Genomic DNA, 26181 nt, shown 5'->3' with positions numbered 1-26181 from the left:
GGCGGCGACGAAGTCCGCGTAGCGCACGGCGGGCGCCTCGTACGGCGCCGGCTCGGCCCCGTCGCGCAGGCTCCGGTAGCACTCCAGCACCTCCATCAGCAGCGAGTTGTAGCTCCAGCCCTCCGAAATGGCGTGGTTGTAGGTGAAGTTGAGCCGCCAGGCGGCGTCCGACTCGACCACGGCCGAGATCCGCATCAGCGGCGCGGTGGCCAGGTCGAAGCGGAACTCCTGCTCCTGGCGCAGGTATCCGCGCTTGGTCGCGAGCTGCTCCGCCTCCGGCAGGCCGCGCAGGTCGACCGTCCGCACCGGGTACGGCGCGGTGGCGTGCACCAGCTGCATCGGGCGGGCGTAGCCGTCCAGGTGCATCGAGGTGCGCAGGATGTCGTGCCGGGCGACCACGGTGTCCACGGCCCGCTGGAGCGCCGCCGCGTCGAACGGCCGCTCGTCGCGGATCATGAACGAGTTGAGGTTGTGGTACAGGCTCCGGCCGTGCGGCGATCCGGCGGCCAGCATCTCCACCAGCATGCCGGTCTGCACCTGCGACATCGGGTACGCGTCGACCACGTCGGCCGGCAGCTTCGCCCGGTCCCGCCCGTCGATCAGCGCGAACGGCGCCACCGCCCGCACCAGCGACTCCCCGCCCGGGAGGCCGGCCGCCTTCCCGGCCAGCGCCGCGATCGTGCGCAGCTGGAACACGTCCGGGATCGACACGTCGAACCCGGCCGCCCGCAGCGCGCCGACCAGGCGCACCGCCCGCATCGAGTCGCCGCCGAGGTCGAAGAAGCTGTCCTCGACCCCGACCCGGGCCAGGCCCAGCACCTCGGCCCAGATCGCGGCCAGCCGCTCCTCGGCCGGCGTGCGCGGGGCCACGAAGGAGGCGGACCCGAAGGCCGCCAGGTCGGGCTGCGGCAGCGCGCTGAAGTTGATCTTCCCGCTGGCGTTCAGCGGCAGCGCGTCCAGCACCACGAAGGCCGACGGCACCATGTACTCCGGCAGGCTCTCCGCCAGGTGCTTGCGCAGCAGCACCGGGTCGGCCTCCCGGCCGTCGCCGACCACGTAGGCGATCAGCGACTTCTCGCCCTGCGGGTTGGCCCGCACCACGACCACCGCGTCCAGCAGCTCGGGCCGCTCGCGCAGGGCCGCCTCGATCTCGCCCAGCTCGACCCGGTAGCCGCGGATCTTGATCTGGTTGTCCGCCCGGCTGAGGAACTCGATGCTGCCGTCCGCCAGCCGCCGGCCCAGGTCGCCGGTGCGGTACATCCGCGCACCGGCCGGGCCGAACGGGTCCGGCACGAAGCGCTCGGCGGTCAGACCGGGCCGGTCCAGGTAGCCCCGGGCCACGCCCGGGCCGCCGACGAACAGCTCGCCCGGCACGCCGACCGGCACCAGGTGCCCGGCCGCGTCCAGCAGGTGGATCGACAGGTCGTCCAGGTTCGCGCCGAGCAGGCTGCGCGAGGGGTGGTCGAAGTCCTCCGGGCGCAGCACGTGGTACGTGCAGTGCACGGTGATCTCGGTCGGACCGTACTGGTTCACCAGCATCGTCCGCTCCAGGCCGACCCGGTCCACCCACGGCCGCAGCTCCGCGACCTCCAGCCGCTCGCCGCCGAACACCACGGCCCGCAGCGCGAGCTCGTCGATCCGCGGATCGCCCGCGCCCGCCAGCCCGGCCAGGCCGCGGAAGGCCGACGGGATCTGGCAGAGCACCGTGACCCGCTCCCGGACCAGCAGGTCCAGCAGGTCCTCCGGCGAGCGGCCCACCAGCGGCGGCACCATCACCAGGCGGCCGCCGTGCAGCAGGGCGCTCCACATCTCCTGGACGCAGAAGTCGAAGGCGTAGGAGTGCGACTGCGCGCTGACGTCCTCGGCGGTGAAGCCCATCCGCTCCTGGATCGCGGTGAACAGTCGCAGCACGTTGCCGTGCGTCAGCGTCACGCCCTTGGGCAGACCGGTCGAGCCGGAGGTGTAGATCACGCAGCTCAGGTGGTCCGGCGCGGTCGCGGTGACCGGATCGGTGGCCGGCTGCGCCGCCAGGGCGGCCGCCTCCTCGTCCAGGTCCAGCAGCGCGCCCCCGAAGGAGCCCGCCAGCCGGGCCGCCGGCTCGCCCCGGCTCACCAGGATCGGCGAGCGGGCGTCGGCCAGCATGTAGCCGAGCCGCTCCACCGGGTTCGCCGGGTCCAGCGGCAGGTACGCCGCACCGGACTTCAGCACGCCCAGCAGGGTCGGGACGAGGTCCTCGTCGCGCTCCAGCGAGACACCGACCACCGCGTCCGGGCCGGCGCCCAGCGCGACCAGGCGGTGGGCGAGCCGGTTGGCCCGCTCGTTCAGCTCCCGGTAGGTCAGCTCGGTGCCGCCGCCGGTCAGCGCGACCGCGTCGGGCGTCCGGGCGGCCTGCGCGGCGAACGCCTCGTGCAGGGTGCCGAGCGCCGGGCGGTGCGCGGTGGCCGTGCCGAGCGCGAGCAGCCGCTCCCGCTCGCCGGCCGGCAGGTGGACCGCCACCGCGTCGCCGAACGGGTCTGCGGCCATCGCCTCCAGCACCGAGCGGTACATCGCGGCCAGCCGGGCCAGCTCCGCCCGGCCGAGCACCTCGGTGGTGGTGTTGAGCGTGAGCCACCCGCCGCCGGCCACCGCGGTGAGCGGGAACTCGGTGGCGCCGTCGCCGAGACCGGCGTCGACGTCGACCGTCCCGGTGTCGACCTGGTGGAAGTTCTGGTGGTCGAAGAGCACCGAGATCAGCCGGCCCGGACCGCCGGACCCGGCCGCGCCGCCCGTCGCCCGCTGGATCGCGGGCAGCGGGTAGCGGCGGTGCGACCAGACCTCGGCCTCCTGCCGGTACACCCGCTCCACCAGCTCGTGCCAGGTCCGGGCACCCCGGTCGGACGGGAACGGCAGGGTGTTGAGGTGCATGCCCAGCACCCGGTCCGCGCCCGGCGCCTCCAGGCGGCCGTGGTGGACCACACCGGTGTGGAACGCCTCCTCGGTGGTGAGCGCGCCCAGCACCTTGAGGTGCGCGGCCAGCAGCACGCTCTTCAGCGAGGTCCTGGCCCCGGCGGCCAGCCGCCGCAGGCCCTCCTCCAGGTCGCCGTACGGCACCCGGGTGCCGTGCCGCTCCGCGACCTCCGCGGGCTCCCCCGCCCAGGCGGCGGGCAGCGTCAGCGGGCTGTGCTCGTCCACCACCCGCTGCCAGAAGGCCTGGTCGGCGGGGTCGGCCAGGGAGGCCAGCTCGGCCGCCACGTAGTCGGCGTAGCGGACGGCCGGCGGCTCGTGGGCGGCCGGCTCCCGGCCGTCCCGGACGGCCCGGTAGACCTCCAGCAGCTCCATCAGCAGCGAGTTCAGCGTCCAGCCGTCGGTGACGGCGTGCAGGTGGCTGGCGGTCAGCCGCCACGCGTCCGCGCCCTCGACGTGCACGGCGATCCGCAGCAGCGGCGCGGCCGTGAGCTCGAAGCCCGCCGCCCGCTCGGCCGCCACGTACGCCTCGGCGCGCTCCGCCCGCTCCGCGTCGGCCAGGCCGCGCAGGTCGTGCACCGCGAGCGGCACCTCGGCGGCCGAGTGCACCAGCTGCGTCGGCTGCGAGAAGCCGTCCAGGTGGACGGAGGTCCGCAGCACCTCGTGCCGGGCCGTCACCAGGTCCAGCGCGCAGCGCAGCGCGTCCGCCGAGAACGGGCTGCTGTCGGGGATCCGGAACGAGTTGATGCTGTGGTAGAGCCCCGCGTCCTCGGCCGTCAGCAGCTCGATCAGCATGCCGGTCTGCACCTGGGTGAGCGGGTAGGCGTCCACGACGTCCGCCGGGAGGGCGGCCCGGTCCGGGGCGCCGACCAGGGCGAACGGCTCCACCGTCTCCACCAGGGAGCCGGTCGCCTCCTGCCCGGCCGCCTCGGCCGCCAGCGCGGCCACCGTGCGCAGCCGGAACACGTCCGGCACGGTCAGGTCGTACCCGGCCGCGCGCAGCGCGCCGACCAGGCCGACCACCCGCATCGAGTCGCCGCCGAGGTCGAAGAAGCTGTCCTCGACCCCGACCTGCGGCAGGCCCAGCACCTCGGCCCAGATCGCCGCGAGCCGCTCCTCGGCCGGCGTGCGCGGGGCCACGAACAGGTCGGCGGCGTACGCCTCCTGCTCCGGCGCGGGCAGGGCCCGCAGGTCGGTCTTGCCGTTGACGGTGAGCGGCACCCGCTCGATCGCCGTGAACGAGGCCGGGACCATGTACTCGGGCAGCCTGCTGCCGAGGTGGCGGCGCAGCTCCTCCGCCGCGACCGGCCCGCCGACCAGGTACGCGGCGAGCCGCTCGCCCCCGTCGGTCCCGTGCACGGTCACCACGGCGTCGCGCACCGAGGCGTGCTCGCGCAGCGCCGCCTCGATCTCGCCCAGCTCGATCCGGTAGCCGCGCAGCTTGACCTGGCTGTCGACGCGGCCGAGGAACTCGATGCCGCCGTCCGCCAGCCGTCGACCGAGGTCGCCGGTGCGGTACAGCCGCGCGCCGGCCGGGCCGAACGGGTCCGGCACGAAGCGCTCGGCGGTCAGACCGGGCCGGTTCAGGTAGCCGCGGGCCAGCGCCGGGCCGCCGACGTACAGCTCGCCGGGGACGCCGACCGGCACGAGGTTGCCGTCCGCGTCGAGCAGGTGGACGGTCAGGTCGCCGAGCGGGCCGCCGATGACGCTGCGGCCGGTGTGCGCCAGGTCGGCGGCGCCGAGGCGGTGGTAGGCGCAGTGCATGGTGGTCTCGGTCGGACCGTAGAGGTTGACCGGGACGGTGCGGTCCAGGTCGACCGCCGCCGCCCACGGCCGCAGCTCCGAGGGCTCCAGCCGCTCGCCGCCGAAGCCGGTGAGCCGCAGCGCCAGCCGGGCCGTCCGCGGGTCGCCGTCCGCCGCCAGGGCGGAGAGCGCGCGGAACGCCGTCGGGGTCTGCAGCAGCACGGTAACCCGCTCGCGGACCAGCTGGTCCAGCAGGTCCTCCGGGGAGCGGCTCACCGTCGGCGGCACCACCACGAGGCGGCCGCCGTGCAGCAGGGCGCTCCACATCTCCCAGACGGAGACGTCGAAGGCGTAGGAGTGCGACTGGGTGACCACGTCGGCCGCCGAGAAGCCGAACTGCCCGGCGGTGGCCGCGAAGTGGCGGGCCACGTTGGCGTGGGTGAGGCAGACGCCCTTGGGCAGGCCGGTGGAGCCGGAGGTGTAGATGACGTAGATCAGGTTGTCCGGCCCGGTCGCCGTGGCGGGGGCGGTGGTCGGTCGGGCCTCGATCGCCTCGGCGTCGCGGTCCAGCACGACCCGGGTGCCGTCGAAGTCCAGCTCCGGCAGGCCCGAGTGGGTGACCAGGATCGGCGCCTGCGCGTCGGCCAGCATGTAGGCGAGGCGCTCGGCCGGGTTCACCGGGTCCAGCGGCAGGTACGCCGCACCGGACTTCAGCACACCCAGCAGCGTCGGGACCAGGTCGGGGCCGCGCTCCAGCGAGACACCGACGATCACGTCCGGACCGGCACCGGCCGCCACCAAGTGGTGGGCGATGCGGTTGGCCCGCTCGTCCAGCTCCCGATAGGTCAGGTGCAGCTCGCCGCTGGTCAGCGCCACCGCCTCCGGAGAGGCGGCCGCCACGGCCGCGAACAGCTCGTGCACGGTCGCCGTCACCGGCCGCTCGACCGGCGCGTTCCACGCGCCCAGCAGCAGCGCGCGGTCCACCTCCGGCAGCACGGGCCCGGTCGCGTCACCGAACGGGTCCGCCGCCATCGCCTCCAGCACCGAGCGGTACATCGCCCCGAGCCGGGCCAGCTCGGCCCGGCCCATCACGGCGCCGGACGTCCCGAGGTTGATCCGCCCGCCGGCCGCGATCGCCGCGAGGGCGAACTCGTTGGCACCGTCGCCGAGCGTCGCGCCGACGTCCACGGAGCCGGCGTCCACCTGGTGGAAGTCGTGGCACTCGAAGACGGTCGACAGCAGTTCCTGCGCCCCGGTGGTCCCGGCTGCGCGCTGGATGGCGGGCAGCGGGTAGCGGCGGTGCGACCAGATCTCGGTCTCCCGGGCGTACACGCCCTCGACCAGCTCGTGCCAGGTCCGGGCACCGCGGGTGGCCGGGAACGGCAGGGTGTTGAGGTGCATGCCGAGCACCCGGTCGGAGCCCGGGGCCTCCAGCCGGCCGTGGTAGACCACGCCGGTGTGGAAGGACTCCTCGGCCGTGAGCGCACCCAGCACCTTGAGGTGCGCGGCCAACAGCACGCTCTTGAGAGCCGTCCCGGTCGCGGTCGCCAGCCTGCGCAGGCCGTCCTCCAGGTCCGCGAACGGCACCCGCTCGTTGAGCTGGGCAGCGCCTCCCGTGCTGTCGGCCCAGGCGGTGGGGAGCACCATCGGGGCGTGGGTGTCCAGGATCCCCTGCCAGAAGGCCTGGTCGTCCGCGCTGCTCAGCGAGGCCTGCTCGGCGGCGACGAAGTCCGCGAACCGGACCGACGGCGCCTCGTAGGCGGCCGGCTCGCGGCCGTCGCGCAGCTCGCGGTAGACGCCGACCAGTTCCATCAGCAGCGAGTTGACCGTCCAGCCGTCCGTGGTCGCGTGGATGTGGCTGAAGGTGAGCCGCCACGCGTCGTCGGCCTCGATGTGCACGGCGACCCGCAGCAGCGGACCGGCGGCCAGGTCGAAGCCCGCCGCGTGCTCGTCGGCGACGAAGGCGAGGCTGCGGTCGGTCTGCTGCTCGGCCGACAGACCGCGCAGGTCGTGGACGGCCAGCGGGACCGCGGTGCTCCCGTGGACCAGCTGGAGCGGCTGCGAGAACCCGTCCAGGTGCATGGTCGTCCGCAGGATGTCGTGGCGGGCCACGACGGTGTCCAGGGCCGCACGCATCGCGGCCTCGTCGAAGACCTCGGCGTCCGGGATCCGGAAGGAGTTGATGTTGCGGTAGACGTTGCCGTCCCCGGCGGCCAGCATCTCGATCAGCATGCCGGTCTGCACCTGGGAGAGCGGGTAGGCGTCCACGACGCCTGCCGGGAGGGCGGCCCGGTCGCGGTCGCCGATCAGGGCGAACGGCGCCACGGTCTCGACGAGGGAGGCGCCCGCCTCCTGGCCGGCCACGCGGCCCGCGAGAGCCGCGACGGTCTTCAGCTGGAAGACGTCCGGGATCGCGACGTCGTACCCGGCGGCGCGCAGGGCGCCGACCAGGCGCACAGCCCGGATCGAGTCGCCGCCGAGGTCGAAGAAGCTGTCCTCGACACCGACCTCGGCCAGGCCCAGGACCTCGGACCAGACGGCGGCGAGGCGCTCCTCCAGCGGCGTGCGCGGAGCGACGAACGCCGCACCGGCGAAGGCGGCCAGGTCGGGGGACGGCAGGGCGCGGTGGTCCACCTTGCCGTTGGCGGTCAGCGGGATGCTTCCGATGGCCATGACGGCGGCCGGGACCATGTAGTCGGGGAGCGACTCGGCGAGGAAGGCGCGGACGTCGGGGGTGGTGGCCTCGGCGGTGTCGTCGGTGGTGACGAGGTAGGCGACGAGGGACTTCTCGCCGGAGCCGAGGGTACGGACGGCCACGACGGCGTCGCGGACGTGGGGGTGTTCGCGCAGGCGGGCCTCGATCTCGCCGAGTTCGATGCGGTAGCCGCGGATCTTGACCTGGTTGTCGATACGACCCAGGGTCTCCAGGGTGCCGTCCGGCAGGAAACGGGCCAGGTCACCCGTGCGGTAGAGGCGCGAGCCGGCGGGGCCGTGCGGGTTGGGCAGGAACTTCTCGGCGGTCAGGTCCGGACGGCCGAGGTAGCCGCGAGCCAGACCCGCGCCGTCGATGTAGACCTCTCCGGCGACACCGATCGGGGTCGGCCGCAGGTCCTCGGTGAGGACGTACATGCCCGTGTTCGGGATCGGCGCACCCAGCGGAATGGCCTCGGTCACCGGCAGGGAGTCGATGATCAGACCGGAGTTGCCGATCGTGATCTCCGTCGGGCCGTACTCCGTCGCCACCTTCGTGCCCTCGGCGCCGGCGAGCTGCTGCCAGCGCTCGGCCAAGCTCACCGGGAAGTTGTCACCGGCCGCGATGACCACACCCGCCAGGTCACGGGCCTGCTCGGCGGACAGCTGGTGCGTGAGGAGGTCCAGGTGGCCGGGGGTGAGCTTCACGAAGCTGAACGGACCCGCCTCGGCCAGCGCCGCACCGAGCGACGCCGTGTCGATGCCGTCGGGGAGAAGCGTGACCGCCTGGCCGCAGATGAGCGGCGTGAACAGGTCCGGGATACCCAGGTCGAACGAGATCGACGAGAACAGCGGAGCGCCACCGGTGCCGTGCGAGGCGTAGGTGTCCACCGTCCAGGCCAGGTAGTTGGCGAGACCGGCGTGGTGGATCATCACGCCCTTGGGGCGGCCGGTGGAGCCGGAGGTGTAGATGACGTAGGCGAGCTGCGCGGGGTCGGTCTCACGAGCGGGGGCGGTGACGTCGCCGCCAATGAGGTCGCCGACGAGCAGAGTCCTCCCGTCGAACGCACTCACGGTGTCCGTCACCAGGATGGTGGCCCGGGTGTCCTCCAGGATGAACGCCCGCCGCTCCGCGGGAAGGGTCGGGTCCAGCGGCAGGTACGCCGCCCCCGCCTTCCAGATACCGAGCAGGACGGGCACCAGCTCGGGACCGCGCTCCAGGCACACACCGACGAGGGAGTCCGCGACCGCACCGGCCGCGAGCAGGTGGTGCGCGACCTGGTTGGCCCGCTCCTCCACCTGCCGGTAGGAGAGCTCGACGCCACTCGCGACCACGGCGACGGCGTCCGGCGTCGCGACGGCCTGCGCCTCGAACAGGTCCAGCACCGTCCCCGCCGGCCGCTCCGCGCGACCGCCCGAGGCCCAGCCCTCCAGCAGCAGCGAACGCTCCGCGTCCGCCAGGAACACCGCACCGGCGTCCCCGTCCGGGTCGGCCGCCATGGCCTCCAGCACCGAGCGGTACATCCCGCCCAACCGCTCCAGGTTCTCCCGGCTGACCACGTCGGTCGCGCTGGTGAGTCCGAAGCTGCCACGCGAGATGACCACGTTGAGCGCGAACTCGTTGGTGCCGTCGACCATCGTCGCGTCGACGTCCACGGCCGCCGTGTCGACCAGGTGGAAGTCCAGGTACTCGAACAGGATCGTCAGCAGCTCACGCGAGTTCCCGGCCGCCCGCTGGATCGCGGGCAGCGGGTAACGCCGGTGCGACCAGATCTCGGTCTCCTGCCGGTACACCCCCTCCACCAGCTCGCGCCACGTCCGCGCCGCACCCCGACTCACGGGGAACGGCAGCGTGTTGAGGTGCATGCCCAGCACCCGGTCCGCACCCGGCGCCTCCAGACGACCGTGGTAGACCACACCCGTGTGGAAGGACTCCTCCACCGTCAGCATGCCCAGCACCTTCAGATGCGCCGCCAGCAGCACACTCTTCAGCGAGGTCTTCGCGTCGACGGCGAGCCGGCGGAGGTCGTCCTCCAGGTCCAGGTAGGGGACGCGGAGGTGCAGCGGCTCACGCGGAGCCTCCGACTCGGCCCAGGCTGCCGGGAGTTGGGCCGGGCTGTGGGTGTCCACCACGTCCAGCCAGAACGACTGGTCGGACTCGCTGCTCAGCGAGACCTGCTCGGCGGCGATGAAGTCCGCGAAGCGAACCGCCGGGACCTCGTACGCGGGGACGCCGCGACCCTCGACCAGACTGCGGTAGCAGGCCAGGACCTCCATCAGCAGGGTGTGGTAGCTCCACCCCTCGGTGATGGCGTGAATGTGGCTGAACGTCATCCGCCAGGCCGTGTCCGACTCGATGTGGACCGAGAGCCGCAGCAGCGGTCCGGCCTCGATGTCGAACCCGGCGGCGCGCTCCTGGTCCACGAAGGAGAAGGCGAGCTCGGTCTGCTGCTCGGCCGACAGACCACGGACGTCGTGAACGCCGACCGGGATCCGGACCTCGCCGTGGACCAGCTGGAGCGGCTGCGCGTAGCCGGTCAGGTGCATGGTGGTCCGCAGGATGTCGTGGCGGGCCACGACGGTGTCCACGGCTTCGCGCATCGCCTCGGCGGAGAACGGCTGCGCGTCCGGGATCCGGAAGGAGTTGATGTTCTGGTAGACGTGCTCGTCGCCCGAGGCCAGCATCTCGACCAGCATGCCGGTCTGCACCTGCGACAGCGGGTAGGCGTCCACGACACCCGCCGGCAGCTGCGCCCGGTCGCGCTCACCGATCAGGGCGAAGGGCTCGACCGTCTCCACCAGGGAACCGGTCACCTCCTGGCCGGCCACCCGGCCCGCCAGGGCGGCGATCGTCTTCAGCTGGAAGACATCGGGGATCGAGACGTCGAAACCGGCAGCACGCAGGGCACCGACCAGGCGGACGGCCCGGATCGAGTCGCCGCCGAGGTCGAAGAAGCTGTCCTCGACACCGACCTCCGACAGGCCCAGCACCTCGCACCAGACGGCGGCGAGCCGCTCCTCCAGCGGCGTGCGCGGAGCGACGAACGCCGCACCCGCGAACGCGGCCAGGTCCGGCGCCGGCAGCGCGCGGTGGTCGACCTTGCCGTTGGCGGTCAGCGGGATCTCGGTCAGCTCGACGAAGGCCGCGGGGACCATGTACTCCGGCAGTGCGGCGCCGAGGTGGGTGCGCAGCTCGGCCGCGTCCAGCACGGCGCCGTCCGCGAGGACCAGGTAGGCGACGAGGGACTTCTCGCCGGTGCCGAGGGTGCGGACGGCCACGACGGCGTCGCGGACGTGGGGGTGTTCGCGCAGGCGGGCCTCGATCTCGCCGAGTTCGATGCGGTAGCCGCGGATCTTGACCTGGTTGTCGATGCGGCCGAGGGTCTCCAGGGTGCCGTCGGGGAGGAAGCGGGCGAGGTCGCCGGTGCGGTAGAGGCGGGAGCCGGCGGGGCCGTGCGGGTTGGGCAGGAACGTCTCGGCGGTCAGGTCCGGACGGCCGAGGTAGCCGCGGGCCAGGCCCGCGCCGTCGATGTAGACCTCACCCGCGACGCCGATCGGGGTCGGCCGCAGGTCCTCGGTGAGGACGTACATGCCCGTGTTCGGGATCGGCGCACCCAGCGGGACCGCCTCCGTCACCGGCAGGGAGTCGATGATCAGACCGGAGTTGCCGATCGTGATCTCCGTCGGGCCGTACTCCGTCGCCACCTTCGTCCCGTTGGCGCCTGCCAACTGCTGCCAGCGCTCGGCCAGGCTCACCGGGAAGTTGTCACCGGCCGCGATGACGACACCCGCCAGGTCACGGGCCTGCTCGGCGGACAGCTGGTGCGTGAGGAGGTCCAGGTGACCGGGGGTGAGCTTCACGAAGCTGAACGGACCCGCCTCCGCCAGCGCCGCACCGAGAGAGGCGGTGTCGATGCCGTCCGGCAGCAGGGTGACCGCCTGGCCGCAGATCAGCGGCGTGAACAGGTCCGGGATACCCAGGTCGAACGAGATCGACGAGAACAGCGGAGCGCCACCGGTGCCGTGCGAGGCGTAGGTGTCCACCGTCCAGGCCAGGTAGTTCACCAGACCGGCGTGCTGGATCATCACACCCTTCGGACGACCCGTGGAGCCCGAGGTGTAGATCACGTAGGCGAGCTGCGCCGGGTCCGTCGAACGCGCCGGAGCGGTGACGTCGCCACCGGTCAGGTCGCCGACGAGCAGAGTCCTCCCGTCGAACGCACTCGCGGCGTCCGTGACGAGGATCCGCGCCCGGGTGTCCTCCAGGATGAACGCGCGCCGCTCGGAGGGAAGGGTCGGGTCCAGCGGCAGGTACGCCGCCCCCGCCTTCCAGATACCCAGCAGCACCGGCACCAGCTCCGGCCCGCGCTCCAGGCACACACCGACCAGGGAGTCCGCGACCGCACCGGCCGCGAGCAGGTGGTGCGCAACCTGGTTCGCCCGCTCCTCCACCTGCCGGTAGGAGAGCTCGACGCCACCCGCGACCACGGCGACAGCGTCCGGCGTCGCAACGGCCTGCGCCTCGAACAGCTCCAGCACCGTCCCCGCCGGCCTCTCCACGCGACCGCCCGAAGCCCAACCGCCCAGCAGCGAACGCTCCGCGTCCGACAGGAACACCACATCCGCGTCCCCGTCCGGGTCCGCCGCCATGGCCTCCAGCACCGAGCGGTACATCCCGCCCAACCGCTCCAGGTTCTCGCCGCTCACGACGGCACCCGTGCTGTACAGGTTGATCCGGCCGCTGCGGGCGATGACATTGAGCCCGAACTCGTTGGCGTCACTGCCCATGTTGGCCGACGTGTCGACGGTGTCGGTGTCGACCTGGTGGAAGTCCAGGTACTCGAACAGGATCGTCAGCAGCTCACGCGAGTTCCCGGCCGCCCGCTGGATCGCGGGCAGCGGGTAACGCCGGTGCGACCAGATCTCGGTCTCCTGCCGGTACACCCCCTCCACCAGCTCACGCCACGTACGGGCGCCCCGACTCACCGGGAACGGCAGCGTGTTGAGGTGCATCCCCAGCACCCGGTCCGCACCCGGCGCCTCCAGACGACCGTGGTACACCACACCGGTGTGGAAGGACTCCTCCACCGTCAGCATCCCCAGCACCTTCAGATGCGCGGCGAGGAACACGCTCTTGAGCGAGGTCTTCGCCGAGGCGGCGAGCCGCTGCAGACCCTCCTCCAGGTCGGCGAAGGGCGCCCGGGTGTGGAAGGTCTCGCGCGACGCGGCCTCGTCCGCCGCCGCCCAGCTCGCGGGAATCCGCGCCGGGCTGTGGGTGTCGACGACCTGCTGCCAGAACGCCTGGACACCCGTGTCGGCCAGGGCGGCCTGCTCGGCGGCGATGAAGTCCGCGTACCGGACGACGGGCGCCTCGTAGGCGGCCGGCTCCTGGCCGTCGCGCAGGCTGCGGTAGGCGGCGACGAGCTCCATCAGCAGGGTGTGGTAGCTCCATCCCTCGGTGATCGCGTGGATCTGGCTGAACGTCATGCGCCAGGCGTGGGCGCCCTCGATGTGCACGGCGATCCGCAGCAGCGGGGCCGTCGTGAGCTCGAAGCCGGCGGCGTACTCCTCGTCGACGTAGGCGAAGGCGAGTTCCTGCTGCTGCTCCGCCGAGAGCGCGCTCACGTCGTGCACGGTGAGCGGGATCTCGACCTGCGCGTGGACGAGCTGGAGCGGCTGGCTGAAGCCGTCCAGGTGCATCGAGGTGCGCAGGATGTCGTGGCGGGCCACGACGGTGGCGAGGGCGGCGCGCATCGCGGCCTCGTCGAAGGGCTCGGCGTCGGGAATCCGGAAGGAGTTGATGTTCTGGTAGACGTGCTCGTCCGCCGAGGCCAGCATCTCGACCAGCATGCCGGTCTGCACCTGCGACAGCGGGTATGCGTCGACCACGTCGGCCGGGAGGGCGGCCCGGTCCCGCTCGCCGATCAGGGCGAACGGCTCGACCGTCTCCACCAGGGAACCGGTCACCTCCTGCCCCGCCACCCGCACCGCCAGGGCGGCAATGGTCTTCAGCTGGAAGACATCGGGGATCGAGACGTCGAAACCGGCGGCACGCAGGGCACCGACCAGACGGACGGCCCGGATCGAGTCGCCACCGAGGTCGAAGAAGCTGTCCTCGACACCCACCTCGGCCAGACCCAGCACCTCGGCCCACACCGCGGCGAGCCGCTCCTCGACCGGGGTGCGCGGAGCGACGAACGCCGCACCCGCGAACGCGGCCAGGTCCGGCGCCGGCAGCGCGCGGTGGTCCACCTTGCCGCTGCCGTTCAGCGGGATCACGGCCAGCTCGACGAAGGCCGCCGGGACCATGTACTCCGGCAGCGCCTGCGCCAGGTGGGTCCGCAGCGCGGCGGTGTCGAGCGCCGCCCCGTCCGCCGGGACGACGTACCCGACCAGGGACTTCTCGCCCGCCTCGCTCTCGCGCACCGCCACGACGACGTCGCGGACGAGCGTGTGCTCGCGCAGACGGGCCTCGATCTCGCCCAGCTCGATGCGGTAACCGCGCACCTTGACCTGCTTGTCGATCCGGCCGAGGAAGTCGATCGAGCCGTCGGGCAGGAAGCGCGCCAGGTCGCCGGTCCGGTAGAGGCGGGTGCCCGCCGCCCCGAAGGGGTTCGGAACGAACTTCTCCGCCGTCAGCTCGGCCCGGCGCAGGTAGCCCTGGGCGAGGCCGGGGCCGCCGATGTGCATCTCGCCGGGGACGCCGATCGGCACCGACTGCCCGTCGGCGTCGAGGAGGTGGATGGTGAGGTCGGACAGGCGGTGGCCGATGACACTGCGGCCGGGGTGGGCCAGGTCGTGGTCGCCGATCCGGTGGTGGGTCGCGTAGACGGTGATCTCGGTCGGGCCGTACATGTTGACCAGGGCCGGGCGCCGGACGCCGAACCGGGCGGTCCACGGCTCCAGTTCGGACATGTCGAGCCGCTCGCCGGCGAAGATCACGGCGCGCAGGGCGAGCCCGTCCACCGCCGCCTCGGCGTCACCGGCCAGGGCGGCCAGCGAGCGGAAGGCGGACGGGGTCTGGCACAGCACGCTGACCCGCTCGCGGACCAGCAGGTCCAGCATGTCCTGCGGGGAGCGGCCGACCGTCGGCGGGACGACCACCAGCCGGGCGCCGTGCAGCAGGGCGCCCCACATCTCCCAGACGGAGACGTCGAAGGCGTAGGAGTGGAACAGCGCCCACACGTCGTCGGCCGAGAACTCGATCTGCTCGCGCGTCGCGGTGAACAGTCGGGCCACGTTGGCGTGGGTGAGGCAGACGCCCTTGGGCAGGCCGGTGGAGCCGGAGGTGTAGATGACGTAGATCAGGTTGTCCGGGCGAACCTCGGTCACGGGGGCGGTGGCGGGACGGGCCTCGATCGCCTCGGCGTCGCGGTCCAGCACGACCCGGGTGCCGTCGAAGTCCAGCTCCGGCAGGCCCGAGTGGGTGACCAGGATCGGCGCCTGCGCGTCGGCCAGCATGTAGGCCAGGCGCTCGGCCGGGTTCACCGGGTCCAGCGGCAGATACGCCGCACCGGACTTCAGCACGCCCAGCAGCGTCGGGACCAGGTCGGGGCCGCGCTCCAGCGAGACACCGACGATCACGTCCGGACCGGCACCGGCGGCCACCAGGTGGTGGGCGATACGGTTGGCCCGCTCGTCCAGCTCCCGATAGGTCAGGTGCAGCTCGCCGCTGGTCAGCGCCACCGCCTCCGGAGAGGCGGCCGCCACGGTCGCGAACAGCTCGTGCACGGTCGCCGTCACCGGCCGCTCGACCGGCGCGTTCCACGTGCCCAGCAGCAGCGCGCGGTCCGCCTCCGGCAGCACGGGACCGGTCGCGTCACCGAACGGGTCCGCCGCCATCGCCTCCAGCACCGAGCGGTACATCGCCCCGAGCCGGGCCAGGTTCTCCGCCGCGAAGACGGTGCCCGCGCAGCTGAGGCTGAACGCGCCGCCGTTCGCGATGGCCACGAGGTCGAACTCGTTCGCGCCCTCGCCCATGGTCGCCCCGACGTCCACGGAGTCGGCGTCGACCTGGTGGAAGTTCTGGTGGTCGAACAGCACCGAGAGCAGGTTTCCACCGACGCCGGCGGCGCGCTGGATCGCGGGCAGCGGGTAGCGGCGGTGCGACCAGATCTCGGTCTCCCGGGCGTACACGCCCTCGACCAGCTCGTGCCAGCTCCGCGCGCCCCGACTCGCCGGGAACGGCAGGGTGTTGAGGTGCATGCCCAGCACCCGGTCGGAGCCCGGGGCCTCCAGCCGGCCGTGGTAGACCACGCCGGTGTGGAACGCCTCCTCGGCGGTGAGCGCGCCCAGCACCTTCAGGTGCGCGGCCAGCAGCACACTCTTCAGCGAGGTCTTCGCCTCGACGGCCAGCTTGCGCAGGCCGTCCTCCAGGTCCGCGAACGGCACCCGCAGGCCGTGCCGCTCGGTGGCCCCGGCGGACTCGTCGGCCCAGCCGGTCGGCAGCACGAGCGGGCTGTGGGTGTCCACGACGCCCTGCCAGAACGCCTGCTCGGCGGGGTCGGCGAGAGCGGCCAGCTCGGCCGCCACGAAGTCGGCGTACCGGACGGCGGGCGCCACGAACGCGGCCGGCTCGCGGCCGTCGCGCAGCTCGCGGTAGACGCCGACCAGCTCCATCAGCAGGGAGTTGACCGTCCAGCCGTCGGTGATCGCGTGCAGGTGGCTGAAGGTGAGCCGCCACGCGTCGTCGGCCTCGATGTGCACGGCCAGCCGCAGCAGCGGCCCCTCCGCGAGGTCGACGCCGGTCGCGCGGTCCTCCTCGACCCAGGCCAGGGTCTGCCGCGTCTGCTCGGCCGCCTCCAGCCCCCGCAGGTCGGCGACCTGCACGGGGACGGCGACGGCGGCACGGACCAGCTGGAGCGGCTGCGAGAAGCCGTCCAGGTGCATGGTCGTCCGCAGCACCTCGTGCCGGGCGACGACCGTGTCCACGGCCGCGCGCATGGCCTCGGCGTCGAAGGGCCGCGGGTCCGGGATCCGGAAGGAGGTGATGTTCCGGTAGGTGTTCCGGCCGTCGCCGGCCAGCATCTCGACCAGCATGCCGGTCTGCACCTGCGACAGCGGGTACGCGTCCACCGCGTCCACCGGCAGCGACGCCCGGTCCTGCTCGGTGACGAGCGCGAACTGCTCCACGGCCGCGACCAGCGAGTGGCCGAGGTCGCGGGTGCCCAGCAGCTCGGCGAGGGCGGCGACGGTGCGGTTCTGGAAGACGTCGGGGATGGAGACGTCGTACCCGGCGGCGCGCAGGGCACCGACCAGGCGGACGGCGCGGATGGAGTCGCCGCCGAGGTCGAAGAAGCTGTCCTCGACACCCACCCGCGGCAGGTCCAGGACCTCGCACCAGACGGCGGCGAGGCGCTCCTCCAGCGGCGTGCGCGGGGCGAGGTACTCCTCGGTGGCGAAGGCGGCCAGGTCGGGCGCGGGCAGCGCCCGGTGGTCGACCTTGCCGTTGCCGGTGAGGGGGATGCGGTCGATCGCCTGGTAGGCCACGGGGACCATGTAGTCGGGCAGCGTGGCCCCGAGGTACGCGCGCAGGGCGGCGGTGTCGGGAGTCACGGCCTCGGCCGGGACCAGGTAGGCGGTGAGGCGCTTGTTGCCGGGCTGCGGCTCGCGGACGCTGACCACGGCGTCGCGGACGTGGGGGTGTTCGCGCAGGCGGGCCTCGATCTCGCCCAGCTCGATGCGGTAGCCGCGGATCTTGACCTGGTTGTCGATGCGGCCGAGGGTCTCCAGGGTGCCGTCCGGCAGGAAGCGCGCCAGGTCGCCGGTGCGGTAGAGACGCGAGCCGGCGGGGCCGTGCGGGTTGGGCAGGAACTTCTCGGCGGTGAGGTCCGGGCGGCCCAGGTAGCCGCGGGCGAGACCCGCGCCGTCGATGTAGACCTCTCCGGCGACGCCGATCGGGGTCGGCCGCAGGTCCTCGGTGAGGACGTACATGCCCGTGTTCGGGATCGGCGCACCCAGCGGAATGGCCTCGGTCACCGGCAGGGAGTCGATGATCAGACCGGAGTTGCCGATCGTGATCTCCGTCGGGCCGTACTCCGTCGCCACCTTGGTACCGTCCGCACCCGCCAGCTGCTGCCAGCGCTCGGCGAGGGAGACGGGGAAGTTGTCTCCGGCGGCGATGACGACACCCGCGAGGGTGCGGGCCTGCTCGGCGGAGAGCTGGTGGGTGAGGAGGTCGAGGTGGCCGGGGGTGAGCTTCACGAAGCTGAACGGGCCGGCCTCGGCGAGGGCGGAGCCGAGAGAGGCGGTGTCGATGCCGTCGGGGAGCAGGGTGACGGCCTGGCCGCAGATGAGCGGCGTGAACAGGTCGGGGATGCCGAGGTCGAAGGAGATGGAGGAGAACAGCGGGGCGCCGCCGGTGCCGTGCGAGGCGTAGGTGTCCACCGTCCAGGCCAGGTAGTTCACCAGACCGGCGTGCTGGATCATCACGCCCTTCGGACGACCCGTGGAACCGGACGTGTAGATGACGTAGGCGAGCTGCGCCGGGTCCGTCGAACGCGCCGGAGCCGTGGTGGGACGGCGGTTCAGGCGGCGGTCGGTGTCCAGGACGACAAGGGTGCCCTGGTGGACGGCCGAGAGCGTGGCGGTGTGGGCGGTACTGGCGACCAGGACCGGCGCCGCCGTGTCGGCGAGGATGTAGGCAAGGCGCTCGGCGGGCAAGGTCGGGTCCAGCGGCAGGTACGCCGCACCGGCCTTCCAGATACCGAGCAGCACCGGCACCAGCTCGGGCCCGCGCTCCAGGCACACGCCGACCAGCGAGTCCGCGACCGTTCCGGCCGCGAGCAGGTGGTGCGCCACCTGGTTCGCCCGCTCCTCCACCGCACGGTAGGACAGCTCGACGCCACCCACGACGACCGCGACAGCGTCCGGAGTCGCGGCGGCCTGCGCCTCGAACAGCTCCAGCACCGTCCCCGCCGGCCGCTCCGCGCGACCACCGGACGCCCAGCCCTCCAGCAGCAGCGAACGCTCGGCGTCCGCCAGGAACACCGCACCGGCGTCCCCGTCCTGGTCGGCCGCCATGGCCTCCAGCACCGAGCGGTACATCCCGCCCAACCGCTCCAGGTTGGCCCGCCCGACCACGTCGGTCGAGCTGCTCAGCCCCAGGTTCCCGCCCCGGGCAATGGCGTTGAGCCCGAACTCGTTGCCGCCGGTGCCCATGGTGGCGGTGGCGTCGATCGCGTCGGTGTCGACCTGGTGGAAGTCCAGGTACTCGAACAGGATGCCGAGCAGGTCGCCCGAGGCGCCGGCGGCACGCTGGATCGCGGGCAGCGGGTAACGGCGGTGGGCCCAGATCTCGGTCTCCTGCCGGTACACCCCTTCCACCAGCTCACGCCACGTCCGCGCCGCACCCCGACTCACGGGGAACGGCAGCGTGTTGAGGTGCATGCCCAGCACCCGGTCCGCACCCGGCGCCTCCAGACGACCGTGGTAGACCACACCCGTGTGGAAGGACTCCTCCACCGTCAGCATGCCCAGCACCTTCAGGTGCGCCGCCAGCAGCACACTCTTGAGTGACGTCTTCGCCGAGGCCGCCAGCGCCCGCAGGCCCTCCTCCAGGTCGCCGTACGGCACCCGGACGTGCACCTTCTCGCGGGTGGCGCCCTGCTCCGCCCAGGAGGCGGGGAGCGCGGTCGGGGCGTGGCCGGTCACCACGCCCTGCCAGAACGCCTGGTCGTCGGCGTCGGCCAGCGAGGCGAGCTCGGCGGCGATGAAGTCGGCGTACCGGACGGCGGGCGCCTCGTACGCGGGCAGGCCGCGGCCCTCGACCAGGCCGCGGTAGCAGGCCAGGACCTCCATCAGCAGGGTGTGGTAGCTCCACCCCTCGGTGATGGCGTGAATGTGACTGAACGTCATCCGCCAGGCGTCGTCGGCCTCGACGTGCACGGCGACGCGCAGCAGCGGCGCGGCGGTGAGCTCGAAGCCCGCCGCCCGCTCGGCGGCGACGTACGCCGTCGCGCGCCCGGTCTGCTCCTCGGCGGACAGGCCGCGCAGGTCGTGCACGGCGAGCGGCACGTCGACCCGGGCGTGGACGAGCTGGAGCGGCTGGCTGAAGCCGTCCAGGTGCATCGAGGTGCGCAGGATGTCGTGGCGGGCGACGACGGTGGCGAGCGCCTCGCGCAGGGCCTCGACCGAGAACGGCCGCCCGTCCGGGATCCGGAAGGAGTTGATGTTCTGGTAGACGTGCTCGTCACCGGAGGCCAGCATCTCGACCAGCATGCCGGTCTGCACCTGCGACAGCGGGTACGCGTCCACGACACCCGCCGGCAACTGCGCCCGGTCACGGTCACCGATCAGCGCGAACGGCTCGACGGCGCGGATCAGCGATTCGCCCGTCTCCTGACCGGCCACCCGGGCCGCCAGGGCGGCGATCGTCTTCAGCTGGAAGACGTCCGGGATCGAGAGGTCGAAGCCGGCGGCGCGCAGCGCGCCGACCAGGCGCACGGCGCGGATGGAGTCGCCGCCGAGGTCGAAGAAGCTGTCCTCGACACCCACCTCGGCCAGGCCCAGCACCTCGGCCCACACGGCGGCGAGCCGCTCCTCGGCCGGGGTGCGCGGGGCGACGAACGCCGCACTCGCGAACGCGGCCAGGTCCGGCGCCGGCAGGGCGCGCAGGTCGACCTTGCCGTTGGCGGTCAACGGGATCACGGCCAGCTCGACGAAGGCCGCCGGGACCATGTACTCCGGCAGCGCGGCACCGAGATGGGCACGGAGCGCCGCCGCGTCCAGGGCGGCGCCGGGGGCGACGACCAGGTAGGCGGCGAGGGTCTTCTCCCCCGCCTCGCCCTCGCGGACCGCCACCACGGCGTCGCGGACCTGCGGGTGCTCGCGCAGGCAGGCCTCGATCTCGCCCAGCTCGATGCGGTAGCCGCGGATCTTGACCTGCTTGTCGATCCGGCCGAGGGACTCCAGGGTGCCGTCGGCCAGACGGACGGCGAGGTCGCCGCTGCGGTAGAGGCGGGAGCCGGCCGGGCCGTACGGGTCCGGGACGAAGCGCTCGGCGGTCAGCTCGGGGCGGCCGAGGTAGCCGCGGGCGGCGGCCGGGCCGCCGACGTGGATCTCGCCGGGGACGCCGACCGGCACCAACCGCCCGTCGGCGTCGAGCAGGTGGACGGTGAGGTCGGCGAGCGGGACGCCGATGGGGCTGTGCGCGGGGCGGGCGAGGTCGTCCTCGGTCACCCGGTGGTAGGTGGAGTGGACGGTGGTCTCGGTGATCCCGTACATGTTGACCAGCGCGGGGCGGTGGGCGCCGAGGCGGTCCGTCCAGGGCCGGAGTTCGGACATGTCGAGCCGCTCGCCGCCGAAGATGACGGTGTGCAGGGCGAGTTCGTCGGTCCGGGGGTCGCCGTCGGCGGCGAGGGCGGCGAGCGCGCGGAAGGCGGACGGGGTCTGGCCGAGCACGGTGACCCGCTCGCGGACCAGCAGGTCGAGCAGGTCCTGCGGGGAGCGGCCGACCGAGGGCGGGACGACGACCAGGCGGCCGCCGTGCAGCAGCGCGCCCCACATCTCCCAGACGGACCAGTCGAAGGCGTAGGAGTGGAAGAGGGTCCAGACGTCGTCGGCCGCGAAGGCGAAGCGGTCGCGGGTGGAGCGGAAGAGGCGGACGACGTTGGCGTGGGTGAGGCAGACGCCCTTGGGCAGGCCGGTGGAGCCGGAGGTGTAGATGACGTAGATCAGGTTGTCCGGCCGCACCTCGGTCACGGGCGCGGTGGCCGGACGGGCCGCGATCGCCTCGGCGTCGCGGTCCAGGACGATCCGGGTCCCCGTGAACTCCGGTGCGGCGACGGCGGAGTGGGTGACCAGGATCGGGGCCTGCGCGTCGGCCAGCATGTAGGCCAGGCGCTCGGCCGGGTTCACCGGGTCCAGCGGCAGGTACGCCGCACCGGACTTCAGCACACCGAGCAGGGTCGGCAGCAGGTCCGCGCCGCGCTCCAGGCAGATGCCGACGATCACGTCCGGACCGGCACCGGCGGCGACCAGGTGGTGGGCGATGCGGTTGGCCCGCTCGTCCAGCTCCCGGTAGGTGACGGCCTGCCCGTCCGCGGTGAGCGCCACGGCCTCGGGGGTGGCGGCGGCGACGGCCGCGAACAGCTCGTGCACGGTCTCCGTCACCGGCCGCTCGACCGGCGCGTTCCAGGCGCCCAGCAGCAGTTCGCGCTCGCCCTCGGGCAGGACGGCGCCCCGGGCGTTCCCCTCCCCGCCGGCGGCCATCGCGGTCAGCACGGCGCGGTACATCGAGCCGAGGCGCGCCAGGTTCTCCCGGCTCACCACGGCGGTCGTGGTGCTGAGGTCGATGCCGCCGCCGCGGGAGATCGCGGTCAGCTCGAACTCGTTGCCGCCGTCGCGCAGTCCGCCGTCGACCTCGGTGGTGTCGCGGTCGACCTGGTGGAAGTCCTGGTGGTCGAACAGCACCGGCAGCAGCTCGCCGCCGGCACCGGCGGCGCGCTGGATCGCGGGCAGCGGGTAGTGGCGGTGCGACCAGGTCTCGGTCTCCCGGGCGTACACGCCCTCGACCAGCTCGCGCCAGGTGCGGGCGGCGCCCGGACGGGCCGGGAACGGCAGAGTGTTGAGGTGCATGCCGAGCACCCGGTCCGCGCCGACCGCCTCCAGGCGGCCGTGGTGGACGACGCCGGTGTGGACGGCCTCCTCGGTGGACAGCGTGGCCAGCACCTTGAGGTGGGCGGCCAGCAGCACGGTCTTCAGCGAGGCGCCCGACTCGGCCGCGAGGGCGCGCAGCCCGTCCGCCAGGTCGCCGTACGGGACGCGGACGTGCAGCGGCTCGGCCGCGTCGCCCGGAGCCGCCTCGGCCGCCCAGGAGGCGGGGACGGAGACCGGCGCGTGGGTGCCCACGACCCCGGCCCAGTACGCCTGCTCGGCCGGGTCGGCCAGCGCGTCCAGCTCGGCGGCGACGAAGTCGGCGTGGCGGACGGCGGGCGCCTCGGCCGCCGCCGGCTCCCGGCCGTCGCGCAGCGCGCGGTAGCAGTCCAGCAGTTCGGCCAGCAGCGAGTTGACGGTCCAGCCGTCGGTCACGGCGTGCGAGTGGCTGAAGGTGAGCCGCCAGGCGTCGTCGGACTCGACGTGCACGGCGATCCGCAGCAGCGGCGCGGCGGTCAGCTCGAACCAGGCGCCGCGCTCCTCGCGGCCGAACTCCTCGGCGAGCCGCTCCTGCTGCTCGGCCGACAGGGCGCGCACGTCGCTGACCGCGACCGGCACCTCGGCCCGCGCGCGCACCAGCTGCAGCGGGCGGCCGAAGCCCTCCAGGTGGACGGAGGTGCGCAGGATCTCGTGGCGGCCGGTGAGCAGCGCGACGGCCGCGCGCAGCGCCTCCTCGGAGAACGGCCGCGGGTCGGGGATCCGGTAGGAGCTGATGTTGCGGTAGGCGTTGCCGCCCTCGCCGGTCAGCATCTCGACCAGCATGCCGGTCTGCACCTGCGACAGCGGGTAGGCGTCCACGGCGTCGGCCGGCAGCAGCGCCCGGTCCGCGGCGTCGATCAGCGCGAACGGCGCGACCGCGGCGGCGACGGGAGCGGGGGTGCCCCGGTCGGCGACGGCGGCGGCCAGCGCGGCGACCGTGCGGTGCTCGAAGAGGTCGCGGACGGCGACCTCGTACCCGGCCCCGCGCAGCGCGCCGGCCAGGCGGACGGCGCGGATGGAGTCGCCGCCGAGGTCGAAGAAGCCGTCCTCGGCGCCGACCCGCGGCAGGCCGAGCACCTCGGCCCACACCCGGGCGATCCGCTGCTCGGCCTCCGTGCGCGGGGCGACGTACTGGCGGGCCGCGAGGTCCTCGGCGCCGGGCGCGGGCAGGGCCCGCCGGTCGAGCTTGCCGTTGGGGGTCAGCGGCAGCGCGTCCAGCGCGACGACCGCCGACGGGACCATGTACTCGGGCAGCCGGGCGGCGACCAGCTCGCGCACCTCGCGGGCGTCGATCCGGGCGCCGGGCGCGGCCACCGCGTAGGCGACGATCGTGCGGTCCCCGGGGCGGTCCTCGCGGACGAGGACGGCGGCCTGCCGGACGCCGGGGCAGCCGGTGACGGCGGCCTCGATCTCGCCGGGCTCGATCCGGTAGCCGCGCACCTTGACCTGCTCGTCGGTGCGGCCGACGTACTCCAGCCAGCCGTCCCGGCGGCGGCGCACCAGGTCGCCGGTGCGGTAGAGCCGCTCGCCGGCGGCGCCGAACGGGTTCGGCAGGAAGCGCTCGGCGGTCAGCTCCGGGCGGCGCAGGTAGCCGCGGGCGAGCTGGTGTCCGGCGACGTACAGCTCGCCCGGCGCGCCGGCCGGGACCGGGCGCAGGGCGGCGTCGAGCACGTGCAGCCGGGTGTTGCGGACCGGGCCGCCGAGCGGCACGGTCGCGGTGTCGGCGGCCGGGTCGAAGGCGTGGGTGGTGATCTGGACGGTGGTCTCGGTCGGGCCGTACAGGTTGTGGATCCGCACGCCCCAGGCGGCGGCGACCTCGGCGGCGAGCGCGGGGGCGATCGGCTCGCCGCCCACGAACACCCGGCGCAGCGGCAGCGGCGCGCCCGGGCGGTGGGCGCGGGCGGCGACGGCGAGCAGCGAGGGCACGAACTGGGCGACGGTGATGCCGTGGTCGGCGATGTGGGCCAGCAGCAGCTCGGGGTCGCGCAGCACCTCGGCGGGGGCGACGCGGACGGCGGCGCCGGTCAGCAGGGGCAGCCACAGCTCCCACACCGAGGCGTCGAAGGTCAGCGCGGTGCGGGACAGCACCCGGTCGTCGGCGGCGAGCGGGAACGCGGCGGCCATCCAGGTCATCTGGTTGGCGAGGGCGCCGTGGCCGACCAGGACGCCCTTGGGGCGGCCGGTGGAGCCGGAGGTGTAGATGGCGTAGGCGGGGTGGGCGGGCAGCAGCGGCGCGGTGCGCTCCGCGTCGGCGGGGGCGGTGGCGGGCAACGCGGCGAGCGCCCCGGCGGTGGCGTCGGTGTCGAGCACGATCCGGGCGAGGGCCGGGTCGGCGAGCAGGCCGTCGGTGTCGGCGGTGGTCAGGGCGAGGGCCGGGCGGGCGTCGGCGAGCTGGAAGGCGATCCGGTCGGCGGGGTGGGCCGGGTCGATCGGCAGGTAGGCGGCGCCGGACTTGAGCACGGCGAGCACGGCGACGACCAGCTCGGCGGAGCGCGGCAGGGCGAGGGCGACCAGCTGCTCGGGGCCGACGCCGCGGCCGATCAGCAGCCGGGCGAGGCGGTTGGAGCGCTCGTCCAGCTCCCGGTAGTCGAGCGCGGTGTCCCGGAACAGGACGGCGGGCGCGTCGGGGGTGCGGCGGGCCTGCTCGGCGAAGAGCGCGGGCACGGTGGCGGCGGCGCTCTCGTCGAACGGCTCCTCGGGGCCGGTCAGCGCCTGCGCCTGCTCGGCCTCGTCGAGCATCGGCAGGGCGGAGAGCCGGGCGGCCGGGTCGGCGGTGGCGGCGTCCAGCAGCCGGACGTAGTGCGCGGCCATCCGCTCGACGGTCTCCCGGTCGAACAGGGAGGTGGCGTAGCGCAGCCGGGCGTGCAGCGCGCCGTCCCGGGAGTCCTCGATGTCGAGGGTCAGGTCGGTCTTGGCGACGCGGTCGGCGGTCTCGGCGCGGACGCTGAGGCCGGGCAGCTCGAAGGCCGGGGCCTGGTGCTCGCGGAGGACGAAGTCGGCCTGGTAGAGCGGGGTGCGGGAGGCGTCGCGCTCCGGCTGCAGCTCGTCGACGAGGCGGGCGAAGGGCACCGACTGGTGGGCGAAGGCGTCCAGCACGGTGGCGCGGCCGGCGTCGAGGAGGTCCCCGAAGGCCGGGTCGCCGGTCCAGCCGAGGCGGGCGACGACGACGTTGATGCCGTAGCCGATCAGTGGCTGCAGCTCGGGCCGGGCGCGGCCGGAGACGGTGACGCCGACCGGGATGTCGCTGCCGCCGGTCCAGCGGGCCAGCAGGCCCTGGAAGGCGGTGAGCAGCACGGTGGAGCGGGTGGTGTCGTGGGCGGTGGCGAGCGCGAGGGCGCGGCGGGCGGTCTCGGCGGGGACGGTGAAGGGGACGGCGTCGCCGGCCGGGTCGCGGCGGGCCGGGCGCGGCCGGTCGGTGGGCAGGTCGAGCACGGGCACCCCGGCCAGCCGCTCGCGCCAGTGGCCGAGCTGGCGCTCCAGCGCCTCGCCGGTGACCTCGCGGCGCTGCCAGGCGGCGAAGTCGGCGTACTGGACCGGCAGCGGCGCCAGCGGGTCGGCCTGCCCGGCCGCGAACGCGGCGTAGAGGGTGCCGAGCTCCTCGGCGAACAGGCCGACCGACCAGGCGTCGCAGGCGATGTGGTGGAAGGTGACCACCAGCAGGTGCTCGTCCTCGGCGAGGGCGATCAGCCGGGCCCGGGCGGAGAGCTCCCGCTCCAGGTCGAACGGGGTGGCGATCTCGGTCTCGGCCGCCGCGCGGGCACGCTGCTCGCGCTCGGCGGCCGGGACGGCGGTCAGGTCGGTGACCGGCAGCGGCGCCGGGCGGGGCTCCTCGACCACCTGGACCGGCTCCTCGCCCACCAGCGCGTAGCGGGTGCGCAGGATCTCGTGCCGGGCGACGATCCCGGTCCAGGCGGCGCCGAGAGCCTCGCGGTCGAGGGCGCCGGTCAGGCGCAGCACCAGCGGCACCAGGTACTCGGCGCTGTCCGGCTCCAGGCGGTTGAGGAACCACATCTGCTGCTGCCCGAAGGACAGCGGCAGCGGCTGCTCCCGGTCGGCCCGGGTGATGACGGACCGGCGACCCCCTCGCTTGCCGGCCAGCCGGCGCCGCAGCAGCTCCTCGCGCCGCTGTGCCACGTCCTGCTCGGTCGACCGCTTGTCGCCGGTGCTCAT

General features: G+C 73.9%; 1 protein-coding gene (running past one end of the window). It reads right to left on the bottom strand.

Annotated features, from left to right (window positions below; genetic code table 11):
- Positions 1-26181 carry the 5' portion of a non-ribosomal peptide synthase/polyketide synthase gene (locus ACW14Y_RS23085; protein WP_456983291.1) on the bottom strand. The gene continues 1521 nt to the left of window position 1, outside the view, so only the first 26181 of its 27702 coding nucleotides appear in the window; its start codon is at positions 26179-26181; its stop codon lies off the left edge, out of view.

This window comes from Kitasatospora sp. cg17-2 (genome assembly GCF_054031055.1).
Note: the sequence above shows the minus strand (reverse complement) of the source record. Positions and strands in the feature narration are given on the sequence as shown.